The organism is Pseudomonas sp. AGC41, assembly GCF_057334555.1.
In genome coordinates this window covers 5,023-17,680 of sequence record NZ_JBHFJB010000124.1, presented here as the reverse complement: position 1 = coordinate 17,680, position 12,658 = coordinate 5,023, and the positions used below count along the sequence as shown (strand labels likewise).

The 12,658-nt window shown below is 62.9% G+C and carries 6 protein-coding genes; 5 read left to right on the top strand and 1 reads right to left on the bottom strand.

Going from position 1 to position 12,658, the window contains the following annotated elements; translation table 11 throughout:
- Positions 1-126: 126 nt before the first annotated feature.
- Complete coding sequence (locus ACE04F_RS21330; protein WP_434629155.1) at positions 127-714, top strand: UPF0149 family protein; 588 nt, start codon at positions 127-129, stop codon at positions 712-714.
- Positions 715-722: 8 nt separating this feature from the next.
- On the top strand, positions 723-1,121 hold the full coding sequence (locus ACE04F_RS21325) for a YbaN family protein (protein WP_486109788.1): 399 nt from the start codon (positions 723-725) through the stop codon (positions 1,119-1,121).
- Between the two features lie 255 nt (positions 1,122-1,376).
- On the opposite strand, the gene ACE04F_RS21320 is transcribed toward ACE04F_RS21325, so the two are convergent.
- Complete coding sequence (locus tag ACE04F_RS21320) at positions 1,377-7,022, bottom strand: retention module-containing protein (protein ID WP_486109786.1); 5,646 nt, start codon at positions 7,020-7,022, stop codon at positions 1,377-1,379.
- Positions 7,023-7,475: 453 nt separating this feature from the next.
- On the opposite strand from ACE04F_RS21320, the gene ACE04F_RS21315 reads away from it, so the two are divergent.
- From ACE04F_RS21315 to ACE04F_RS21305, 3 genes are all read left to right on the top strand, one after another.
- Positions 7,476-8,834, top strand: a complete 1,359-nt coding sequence (locus ACE04F_RS21315) for a TolC family outer membrane protein (RefSeq protein ID WP_486109784.1) — start codon at positions 7,476-7,478, stop codon at positions 8,832-8,834.
- Between the two features lie 18 nt (positions 8,835-8,852).
- Positions 8,853-11,012, top strand: coding sequence for a type I secretion system permease/ATPase (locus ACE04F_RS21310; protein WP_486109782.1), 2,160 nt, complete (start codon positions 8,853-8,855; stop codon positions 11,010-11,012).
- A 220-nt stretch (positions 11,013-11,232) separates the two neighbouring features.
- Positions 11,233-12,597, top strand: a complete 1,365-nt coding sequence (locus tag ACE04F_RS21305; protein WP_486109780.1) for an HlyD family type I secretion periplasmic adaptor subunit — start codon at positions 11,233-11,235, stop codon at positions 12,595-12,597.
- The last annotated feature ends 61 nt before the right edge of the window (positions 12,598-12,658 follow it).

The window sequence follows — 12,658 nt, the reverse complement described above, 5'->3', positions numbered from 1 at the left end:
GGGACTCTGTAGGGTCGAGACCAGGTGATGCATGACCGGCAAGAAAGCAAATCCACCACGCGGCTGGCCTGGGCGCCCAAGAAGGCCTAGAATTCCCGCATTGTTTATTCCCCAAGGTAGCCCGTAATGTCCTTCGCTGAGCAACTGACCCGCCTGCAAGTCTTCCTCGACGCCGATGAGCTGCACGAAGAGGCGCTGGATTACGTGGCCGCTCATGGCTATCTGACCGCCCTGTCGATCTGTTCCGAGCAGGTGCCGGAGCGTGAATGGATCGATGCCCTGTTCGCCGAAGAACCGCACTACAGCGACGAAGCCCAACGCGCCGAAATCGAAGCGACGCTGGTCGGCCTCAAGGCTCACATCGCCCGCCAACTGGCTTCCGATGAAGAATTCGAGCTGCCGTGCGAGCTGGACCTGGGCGATGATCCGGACGATTCGGAACTGCGCGGCTGGTGCATCGGCTTCATGGAAGGTGTGTTCCTGCGCGAAGCGGCCTGGTTCGAAACCGCCGAAGAAGAAGTCAGCGAAATGCTGCTGCCGATCATGGTCGGTTCCGGCCTGTTCGACGAGCAACCGGAGTTTTCCGACATTGCCGCCGACGCGAACCTGATGGACGACATGATCGTGCAGATCCCGGAAGCCCTCACCGCTCTGTATCTGCTGTGCAACGCCCCGGACGAGAAACCGGCGATCCTCAAGCCGCGCCATCACTGAGTCAGCGGGTGCCCGCGCCCCTCGGCAATCGCCCGCTGATCCTGCGCTACGCTCTGCTCGCCATCGGCTGGCTGAGCGTGGTGCTGGGGGTCATTGGCATCTTTATTCCCGTCCTTCCCACCACTCCTTTCCTGTTATTGGCCGCGGCCTGCTTTGCCCGCAGTTCGCCACGGTTCTATCGCTGGCTGGTGGAGCATCCGCGCCTCGGCCCCTGGATCGGTGACTACCTCAGCGGCAACGGCATCCCGCTCAAGGGCAAGGTCTACGCCATCGGATTGATGTGGGTGAGCATCTTGCTGTCGTGCTACCTGGTGCCCCTGCCATGGGCGCGGGTGTTCATGCTGACCAGCGCGGTGCTGGTGACGGTGTACATCCTCAAGCAAAAAACCCTGCACAAACCTGATTGAAGGCCCTTGTGGCGAGGGAGCTTGCTCCCGCTGGGAGGCGAAGCCGCCCTGAGATCAGCTGATGCGATTCCCCCAGGCAGACCGCGCCTGCCGATTTTACGACTGCTGCGCAGCCGAGCGGGAGCAAGCTCCCTCGCCACGAGATCGGCTGTGTCTTCAGTCGTGCCTGGGCCTGGCAAAATTTTGCGCGGGCCAAAATGAAAAAACCCGCCATCTCCAGAGCGAAGATGGCGGGTTTTGTCGTTTCAGCTCATCTCACACCGTGTCGACCTTCAACGAATGGTCGTTCAGCATGCCGTTGATGATGGTCGCGGTGTCCGCGCCGCCGATCATTCCGCCCGCGCCCGGCGTGACGCCGTAGTGACTGGCGAGGTTGACGCCGGCGAGATCAATGGTCTGGTTCGGCGTGGCGCCGGCGGTGCTGCTGATGTCGATGCTGGTGATCAACGAGGCCCCGCTGCCGGTCACGCTGAAGTGCAGGTAGTCATCGAGCGACGCAGCGCTGCCGTTCTCGCCCAACAACAATTGCGACAAGTCGAGTTTGTCGAGGCCAGGGGTGAAATCAGTGATGACGTCGTGACCGCTGTTGCCCGCCTGCCATTGGAACGTGTCGGCACCGTTGCCGCCGGTGAGGGCGTTGTTGCCCAGGCCGCCGATCAGCAGGTCATCGCCGTCACCACCGTTGAGCACGTCATGGCCGAGGCCGCCGTCGATGCGATTGCTCAGGCTGTCGCCGGTCAGGTGGTCGTTGAAGTTCGAGCCGACCAGGTTCTCGATGCCAGCCAGAGTATCGGTGCCGGCCCCCAAGGTGTTCTGTCCGGCCAGCAGGCCGAGGTTTACCGTGACGCCGCCGGTGGCATGGGCATAACTGGCGGTGTCGTTGCCGGTGCCGCCGTCGAGCAGGTCGTTGCCGGTACTGCTGTAGAGCAAGTCATCGCCGGCCCCGCCATGCAAGGTGTTGTTGCCCGCGCCAGTGCTGAGGATGTCATTGCCGTCGCCGGCGTTGAGCACGTTGTTGCCATTGCCGGCCAGCAGCACATCGTCGCCGCTCGTCCCCGTCAGGGTGTGGCCCGCCTGGTAGCTGATGCCCACCCCGGCGGAGTCGCTGCCGCCGTGGTTGTCACTGGCGGTGTAGCTGCCGTGATAATCGGGAGTATGGTCCTGGGCACCGGTGTAGTTGACGGTCAGGGTCAGCTGGTAATTTTCCGCGGCATTGGCGTTGCCATTGCCGGGGTTGGGGATGTTGGTGACGTGGATCTGATAGTTGCCATCCGCCGCCGCCGTGAACGAGGCGCCGTCATTGATCGCGATGAAGGGCCCGCCGTTAAGCGAATACTCCATGGCAATGCGACCGGCTGTGAGATTGTGATCCAGGGTCAGGGTTTCGCCTTGCTTGAGGCTGATGTTGAGCCGGTCTTCATCGTTGGCGTTGTTGTTCGACACCATTCCTAGCGCGCCGCTGACCACCAGTACCGCGGTCATGCTCGCGGTATTGGCGACGAAGGCACTGCGGTTGAGGCTGATCGATTGGGCGTTGTTGCCGGTGAAACTGGCGGTACCGGTGCTGCCGGTGAAGTCTGCGCCCCTGGCCGCCCAGCCTGTATTAAAACTGGTCGGCGCCGCGGAGAGCGGGTCGCCATTGGCGTCGCTGTCATTGCCCAGCACCAGTTCACCCGGAACCACGATATTGCCCGATAGTACGTTGGTAATGATGTTGTCTTCGACCGCCACGGGTGCGCTGTTGGGTTGGACCTTGATCACCAGGTTGGAGCCGGCCAGGTCACCATCGTTATCGCTGAGGGTGTAGCTGATCTTTTCGGTGATCAAGGTGCTGGTGGTGGTCTGGGAGGTGTAGCTGAACGCGCCGGTATCGAGATTCACCACGAGCATGCCGTCATGCCCGGTGGCGATGCTGACGGTGTTGGTCGCGGTGTTGAAGGAACCGTGGTTGGCTCCGCCGCTGACGGTCAGCGCACCCTGGCCACCATTGGCGTCGGGGTTGTAGCTGTAGGTCGTGCCGTCCACCACCAGGCTTTTGATAAATCCGCCATCGGCGCCGAACGAGCCGCCTTCACCAAACAGGCTGCCGGTAACCGGCACGCCTTGCACCGTGCCGGAAAGCACCGAGTTGAGCTGGTTCAGGTCAGTCACCACCACCGCGTTGGTGTTGGTGTGGGTGCTGCCGTCGTAGGCCAGCGGATCAAGATTGACGTTTCTGGCGCCGCTGCCCAGGCCGACGGCGTAATTCTTGATGCTGTTGGCGTCGAGGAAGGCCTTCCACGCGGCCTCGTCCGCCGGGCCGATGTCGCCTTTGGTCGGCTTGCCGTCGGAGAAAAAATAGCCAACGTTCTGGGCGCCGGTCAGTTGCCCCGGTGTTGTGAACGCGGTCTTGGCCATCTCCACGGCCGCATCGTAATTGGTGTCACCGTGCGCTTTCAGCGCGGCGATCAGTGTCTTGGCGGTCGCCACGTCCACCCACACGGCACTCTGGCCGGTGGCGCTGCCGCTGAAGGTCACGAGCTGGACTTTCACGTCGCCCATGTCGTCGTATTTGTCGAGCAAGGCGCTGATCGCCTGCTTGGCCAGATCCATTCGCGAGAGCCCCGGCACACCGGAATCGTCTTTCATGCTGCCGGACACGTCGAGCACGATCAGCAGGTTCGAATCGATCTCTACCGCCGTGACCGAACGCTCGGACGCGACAGCCTTGGGTACATCGTCGACGATGTTCACCACCAGGCTGCCGGTGGTGCTGTTGCCCAACGAGTCGGTGGCCTTGTAGGTGAAGCTTTCGGTCAATACGTTCGGGCCATTGTTGGCCTGCGGCGTGGTATTCGCCGGCGAGGTCAGCGTATAGGTGTAGGTGCCGTCGGCGTTGAGCAGCAATTGGCCGTGAGCACCATTGGCGTCGCCCACCAAGGCAAATGTCACGGCACCGGTTGCACCGCTGACCGAACCGACCAAGGTTCCGGTGGCGGTTTCGCCGGTGCTGCCCGGCTCGCTGCCGGTGGCGCTGCCGGGGGCCAGGTCCTGGCCGTCCTGTTTCAGGTCTAGGGCTTTTTCGTACACGGTGACGTCATGATCGGTTTCAGCCACCAGGCAGCTGTTGTGCACGTCGATGGTGATGGTCGTGGTGCTTTCATCCCCATCGGCGTCGCGCACGGTATAAGTGAATACATCGGTCGCACCCGGTGCACCCACAGAGTTCGGATTGCTGTGGTAGACCGCGTTGCCATTGGCATCCAGGGTCAGGTAGCCGTAGGTGCCATTGATCTGGCTGTTCAAACCGCCGTTGGCCGGGCTTGATGTATCGTTGCCGGAACGCACCCCGATCACCACGCCACCGTCGGCGCCGAGCACGTCATTGTCCAGCACGTTGCCGCTGACTGTTCCGCCCTCCACTACCGCAGCGGTATCACAATGCGCCTTGGGCACGTCGTCGACGATGTTGATCACGATAGTGCTGGTGACGCTGTTGCCGAGCGAATCGGTCGCCTGGTAGGTGAAGCTTTCGCTCAACACGTTCGGGCCGTCATTGGCGGCCGGGGTTGTCGAGGCAGGCGACGTCAGGGTGTAGGTGTACGAGCCGTCCGGGTTGAGTAACAGTTGCCCATGGGCACCAGTGGCATTGCCGATCAGGGCGAAAGTGACGGCGCCGACGGCACCGGTCACCGAGCCGACCAGGCTGCCGCTGGCGGTTTCGCTGCTGGCGTTCGGCGCACTGCCGGTGACAGTGCCGGGGGCCAGGTCCTGGCCATCCTGGTTCAGATCCAGGGCTTTCTCGTAGACGCGGATTTCCTGGTCAGGGGTTGCGGTCAGGCGGCTGTTATCGATGTCGATAGTGATGGTCGTGGTGCTCTCGTCGCCATCGGCGTCGCGCACGGTGTAGGTGAACACATCGGTGGCGCCCGGTGCGCTGACGGCGTTCGGGTTGCTGTGGTAAACCGCGTTGCCGTTGGCGTCCAGGGTCAGGTAGCCATAGCTGCCGTTGATCTGGCTGTTGAGGCCGCCTACGGCGGAGGTCGAGGTATCGCTGCCGGCGCGTACACCGATCACCGCGCCGCTGGCGGCAGGCCCGTCGGCACCGCCCTCGTCGTTGTTCAGCACGTTGCCGCTGACCGTCGCGCCCTCTTCCACCGAGGCGGAGTCGGCATGGGCCTTGGGCAAGTCATCGACGATGTTCACGTCCAGGTTACCGGTGGCCGTGGTGCCGTTGTCATCGGTGACCACCACGCTGAACTGCTCGCCCAGGCTATTGGCGCCGTTGGCATTTGGCTGCGCTTCGTTGTCGAGCAAGGTGTAGCTGTAGCTGACCACGCCCGTGGCGGCGTTGAAGCCGGTGACGGTCAAGGTATTGCCCAACGCGGTGGTGATCGATTGCGGGAAACCGGCGGCGACGCCACCGCTGACCACAGTGATACCGCCGACGCTCAGGGTTTGCACGCCGTCCAGCGCGGTCACGGTGAAAGTGCCGCTCTGGGTCAGCGCCGAGGCGTCCGGGTTGCTGCCGTCGCCGAGGTTTTTCTCCTGCACCGTCAGCTCGCCGCCTTCGGTGTCGAGGCCGTTGATGATCACCGGGTCGTCGTTGTTGTGCACTTGCAGCACCAGGTTGGCGGTGCTGGTGTCGCCGTCGGCGTCGGTCAGGGTGTAGGTGAAGGTTTCCGTGCCGTTGCCGCCGCCGTGCAACGCAACGAATTGCGGGTCGCTGGTATTCAGGGTGTAGGTGTACGTACCGTTGGGGTTGAGCACCAGCGTGCCGTAGGTACCGGTGAACGTGCCGCCGATGATCGGCCCGCTGTCGGGACCGGTGGGTATGCGATCAGCGCCCTGGTCATCGTTGGGCAATACGTTGCCAGTGAGGGTGACGAGGGTTTCCGATGCGCTGCTGGCGTGGCTGTCATCGATCGCCTGGGGTACGTCGTCGGTGATGTTGACGTCCAGGGTTCCGTTGGCCGTATCGCCGTCGGTATCGACGGCCACGACCGGGAATTGCTCGCTGATGGTGTTGGCACCACCGCCCGCCGGATGGGTTTCGTTGTCGGTCAGGGTATAGGTGTAGCTCACCACGCCCGTGGCCGGGTCATAGCCAGTGATGGTCAGCGTGTTGCCCAGCGCCGAGGTGACGGACTGCGGGAAACCTGAAGCCACGCCGCCAGCGATCACGCTGATACCGCCGATGCTCAGGCTGTTCAAGCCGTCGGGAGCGGAAATGCTGAAGGTGCCGCTTTGTACCAGCGCGCCAGGATTGCTGGCGGTACCGTCGGCGAGGTTGGCCTCATTGGTGCTCAGCTCGCCACCGTCCACGGTCACGCCATCAAGGGTGACAGGGTTGTCCGGCGTTTCAGGGATGACCGGCGGCACGGTTCCGTCGCCATCGTCGCCGTCGTTGCCGTCCGGATCAGCCGCCAGCTCCAGTTGTGGAAACTCGGGAATCCCGTTGAACCCGGCGGTTGGGAAGCCAATCAGCGGATCAACTTCCCCGGCCACTTCCTCCAGCAGCACAAAGCTGTGCCCACCGCCCACTCCGCCCGGGTTGCCGCCCTCGGCACCCGCCGCCGTGGCCTCGCCCGTCTGGGTCGGGTCGGCGCCGGCGGCGATGGCTTGCTGCAATTGCTGCACATCGGTCAGTTGCGCATTACTTGGCACTGGCGCTTCGGGGGTGTCGACAGGCGCTGCCTGGTTGGCGAGCAGCTGCGGAGTCAGGGTCAGGTCACTTTCTCGGCCCAAGGTCAATTCCCGGCCGTTCTGCAGTTGCACCGCTACCGCTCCCTCAGCGCCGGTGATCAGGTGCTCACCGGCGTACAACCGATCGCCTTCGATCAACGGGCGCCGCAGCCCACCGGCGGCCTCTGCGAAAACCTGCCCTACGACCTTGCTGACGGTACCGATGAGCGCTGCCATGTGCATTTCCTCCGTTGCCAACCGTAGTCGGCACCTGTGCTGGGTGAAGAAGCGAAACTAAGATTGGCCGGCAAATCTGGAAAATCTGCCAGCTTTCGCGAGTTCGGAAGGTACAGGATTTTTGCCAGAACGACAAAAAACCGTCACAGTAACCGCCCCGTTTTCCAATCTATTTGCCCTTCTTCAGAACGTTTCTAAATTTTGTCCGGAACTTTTTATTGGCGTCTGGAATCCGTCGGAGGCCGCAAAATCAAAGGCTTCCGCGTTGAACAATGTGCTGGTTTTTTTTCAAGCACATAAGTTTTTTTTGGAATAGTCTTTATGAGAAATTCTTCTTAGGTTTTTCCTAGGATGTTCTTAGCTGTGTTGTTACAAGGTTGAAACGGTTTTGATCTTTTAAACGTCAATATTCTGGCGACAACGAAACACAACAGACCTCAGGAGATGCATCCCATGCGCGTTCTTACCCCTCTCTGCAGCGCGGTTTTGCTGGCCATGGCCTGCTCTTCTCCCGCGCAGGCCATGTCCTTGACCGAAGCGATACAGAGCACCATCGCGACCCACCCGGAACTCGCGCAGCGGGTGGACAGCCGTTTGTCGGCCAATGAAGACGTCAAGGTCGCCCGGGGCGGTTTTTTCCCGTCGGTGGATTTGAACGCCGGCTACGGTCGAGGCTACAGCGACAACACCAACACCCGGGCGCTGGGCAACCATCACACCAATATCCTCACCTACACCCAGTCGGAGCTGCGCCTGCGCCAGATGATCTTTGACGGGTTCAACACCGCCAACGAAGTGGAACGCACCAAGGGTGTGGTCAACTCCCGCGCCTATTACGCCCAGGGCACCGCGCAGGACCTGGCCCTGCGTACCATCGAGGTCTACCTGGAAGTGCTCAAGCGTCGCGAGCTGGTGACCCTGGCCAAGAACAACCTGCAGGCGCACCTGCGCGTCAACGACCAGATCGGCCTGCGCACCGAGCGTGGGGTGGGCAGCACGGCCGACTCCGACCAGTCCAATGCCCGTCGGGCCCTGGCGGAAAACAACTACGACACCGCCCAGGTCGACCTGGCCGATGCCGAGGCGAACTTCTACAGCGTGGTCGGGCGCATGCCCGATGAGCTGGAAGCCCCGCCGTCGACCAAGGGCGAAATCCCGGTCGACCTGCGCGAAGCCCAGCAGAGCATGGTGGATAACAACCCGTACCTGAAATCGGCCCAGGCCGATATCCAGTCCGCCGAAAGCCAGTATGAAGTCGCGAAGTCGCCGTTCTACCCGCGCTTCGATGCGGAAGCGGCGGTGGGCGCCAACAACAACCTCGGCGGCGAAGAAGGCCACGACAACAACTGGCGGCTGGGCGTGGTGATGAACTACAACCTGTTGCGCGGCGGCAGCGACAAGGCCCGGCTGGCCTCCAACGCCCACCAGATCAACCAGGCCATGGACATCCGCAACAACGCCCTGCGCCAACTCAACGAAGACACGCGCCTGGCCTGGAACGCGATGCTCAACGCCCGCAAACAGACCCCGACGGCCCGTGAGTACGCCGACACCACCGCCCGCGTGCGTGCCGCTTATCAAGACCAGTTCGGCCTCGGCCAACGGACCCTGCTCGACTTGCTCGACAGCGAAAACGAGCTGTACAACGCCAACCGTCGCTACACCGAGGTGCGCTACACCGAGGAATACTCGATGTACCGCGTGCTGGCAAACATGGGCTTGTTGTTGAACAAACAGCGGATCGTCCTGCCGGCCGACGCCGTCGCCCAGACCGAAGTCAAGAACCAGGCACGGCTGCCGGAACTGAAGTAATCCATGGGAGCGATCGACATGACCCGCATGGAACCGGTAATCCCCGGCGCCGACCCGCGCCTGAACTTCGATGACCCGTTGCTGGACGGCTTGTTGATCCTCTGCAAACTCCATGGCGCGACGGTCAGCCGCGCCAGCCTCAGCGCCGGGTTGCCAATGGCGCACCAACGCTTGAGCCTGGACCTGCTGCCTCGCGCAGCGGCCCGGGCCGGTTTGCAGGCGCGGCTGCTGCGTCGCGACCTGGCGGACATTTCGGCGCTCAATCTGCCGGTGATGCTGATCCTGGCCGGCGGTCGCTGCGCGATATTGCGCCGCTGGGGTGACGACGGCCAGGCACTGATCCTGCCCAGCGAAGCCGATGGCGGCGAACAATGGGTCAGCCGCCAGGAGCTGGCCGCCGACTACAGCGGCCAGGCCTTGTTCGCTCGACCGCGCCACGAACTGGAAGATTTGCGCGCGCCGCTGGTGCCGCGAGTCGAGGCCTGGTTTCGTGACACCTTGAAACTGTCGCGCTGGCTGTACAGCGACGCGATCCTGGCGAGCTTCCTGATCAACCTGCTGGGATTGATGGTGCCGCTGTTTGTAATGCAGACCTACGACCGCGTGGTGCCGAACCAGGCCACGTCGACATTGTGGGTGCTGGCCGTCGGGCTGCTGATCGGCACCGGTTTCGAACTGGTGCTGCGGGTCGTGCGGGCTCATCTGCTCGACACTGCCGGCAAAAAAACCGACGTGATCCTCTCCGCCACACTGTTCGAACGCATCACCGGCATGGCGATGAAAGCCAAACCGGTGACCATCGGCGGCTTCGCCCAGAGCATCCATGACTTCCAGGGCCTGCGGGAATTTCTCACCGCCGTGACCCTGACCAGCCTGATCGACCTGCCCTTTGCCGTGCTGATGCTGGTGGTAATCGGCCTGCTTGGCGGCTGGCTGGTGGTAATCCCCATAGTGGCGTTCCCGATTACCGTGATTTTCGCGATGATCATCCAGGCGCGCCTGCGCGACACCGTGCAGAAAAGCCTGGCCCTCGGCGCCCAGCGCCAGGCCTTGCTGATCGAAACCCTCGGCGGCCTGGAAACCCTCAAGGCCTGCAGCGCCGAAAGCGAACGCCAGCATCAGTGGGAAAGCACTCATGGCGCCCTCACCCGCCTCGACAGCCACGCCCGCAACCTTTCGGCGCTGGCAACCAACGGCACGCTGTTCCTGCAACAATTGGCCGGCATGGCAACCATCGTTGCCGGCGTCTACAGCATCATTGCCGGCAACCTCAGCGTCGGCGCACTGGTGGCGACCTACATGCTCGGCAGCCGGGTCCTCGCGCCGCTGGGCCAGATCGCCGGGCTGATCACTCGCTACCAGCAAGCCCAGCTCACCATGCGCAGCACCGATGCCTTGATGGCCCTGCCCCAGGAGCGCGACGCCAGCCAGCGTCCGCTGGAGCGCACCCAATTGCAGGGCGCACTGGACGTCAGTGGCGTGACCTTCCACTACGACGGCCAGAGTACCCCGGCGTTGGCAAACGTCAGTTTCAACCTCAAACCTGGCGAGCGGGTCGGGATCATCGGCCGCAGCGGCTCGGGCAAAAGCACCCTGGCGCGCCTGGTGATGGGTTTTTATGCGCCGCAAGAAGGCCAGTTGCTGCTCGATGGCCTGGACCTGCGGCAACTGGACGTCGCCGACCTGCGTCAACAGATCGGCTACGTCGCCCACGACCTGCCGCTGCTGGCCGGAAGCCTGCGCGACAACCTGACCCTCGGCGCCCGCTACATCAGCGACAGCCGCATGCTGGAGGTGGCGGAACTGACCGGCGTGACCGAACTGGCGCGCCAGCATCCGCAAGGCTTCGATCGCCCGGTCGGCGAGCGCGGCCAGTTGCTGTCCGGAGGCCAGCGTCAAGCCGTGCTGCTGGCCCGAGCCCTGCTGCTCGACCCGCCGATCCTGTTGCTCGATGAACCCACCAGCGCCATGGACAACAGCAGCGAAGACACCTTGCGGCAAAAACTTCACACCCATGTGCAGGGCAAGACCGTGCTGCTGGTCACCCACCGTACCTCGATGCTGAGCCTGGTGGATCGCCTGGTAGTGCTGGAAAACGGACGGATCGTGGCGGACGGACCGAAGGACGCGGTGATCGATGCGCTGCGCAAGGGACGGGTAGGCGCAGCGGCGGTGTAGAAGCCGACACATAGCCTGTTTGGTCCGGGGATAAATGGTTAACACCGGTGGCGAGGGAGCTTGCTCCCGCTGGGCTGTGAAGCAGCCCCGAGGCCATTCACCTGGTTGTGTCAGGCAGACCGCGTCGGCAGGTTTTACGACGGCTTCGCCGCCGAGCGGGAGCAAGCTCCCTCGCCACAAAAAGCAGCACTGTGAATCTATTAATCAACGGGTACCGTCCATGCCAGCTCAAACACCTGATTCAGCCGCCCGAAGCTACTTCGGCAGTTTCAGCAAAAGCGCCGAAAGCGAGTTCATGCCGGAAACCGCCAGCGCGACGTTGCAAGACTCGCCCCGGCGTTCGCGCGTGACGGTGTGGCTGGCCGCCGGACTGATCGTCAGCGGGTTGGTCTGGGCCAAACTGGCCGTGCTGCAGGAAGTCACCACGGGCGAAGGCAAGGCGATTCCATCGAGCAAGGTCCAGGTGATCCAGAACCTGGAAGGCGGCATCGTCACCGAGATTTTCGTGCGCGAAGGCCAGATGGTGAACAAGGGCGAGACCCTGCTGCGCCTGGATGACACGCGGTTCCTGTCAAACAAGGGCGAGAGCGAGGCCGATCGTTATGCCCTCACGGCCCAGGTCGAACGCCTGTCGGCCGAGGCTGAAGGGCGGCCGTTTGCGCTGTCGGCCGAGGTGACCGCCAAGGCCCCACAAGTGGCCGCGGACGAACGTTCGTTGTATGAACAACGCCAGCGGCGCCTGGCCAGCGAGCAGCGCACCCTCACCGAACAGCTGCGGCAGAAAAGCCAGGAGCTTGCCGAGTTTCGCTCCAAACAAGGCCAGTTCAGCTCGGCCCTGGCCCTGCTGCAGGAAGAAATGAACATGTCGGCGCCGCTGGTGCGCACCGGTGCGGTTTCACCAGTGGAAATCCTCCGGCTCAAGCGCAGCGCGGTGGAGGTGCGCGGCTCACTCAACGCCACCACCCTGGCGATCCCTCGGGCCGAGTCGGCGATCAACGAGATCAAGAGCAAGATTGACGAATCGGAGCAGTCCTTCCGCTCCGACGCGGCCAAGGAGCTCAACGAGAAACGCACCGAACTGTCGAAAATCACCGCATCGAGCATCGCCATCGATGACCGGGTGACCCGCACCACCGTGGTCTCGCCGGTGCGTGGGGTGATCAAGCAGCTCAAGGTCAACACCATTGGCGGTGTGGTCCAGCCGGGCAGCGACATGGTCGAAATCGTGCCACTGGAGGACAACCTCCTGATCGAAGCGAAGGTCCGCCCGCAAGACGTGGCCTTTCTCCACCCGGGCCAGAAGGCGATGGTCAAGTTCAGCGCCTACGACTACACGATCTACGGCGGCCTGAGCGCCAAGCTCGAACTGATCGGCGCCGACACCATCACCGATGACAAGGGCAACAGTTTCTACCTGATCCAGGTGCGCACCGATAAAAACCATTTGGGCGGCGATGCCAAACCGTTGCTGATTATCCCGGGGATGGTGGCGACGGTGGACATCATCACCGGGGAGAAAAGCGTGCTGGATTACCTGCTCAAGCCGGTGCTGAAGGCGCGGACCGAGGCGATGCGTGAGCGGTAATCCGAATCTACGCCGATCCCGTGGGGGGGGGGGGGGGGCCCGCTGGGCTGCGCAGCAGCCC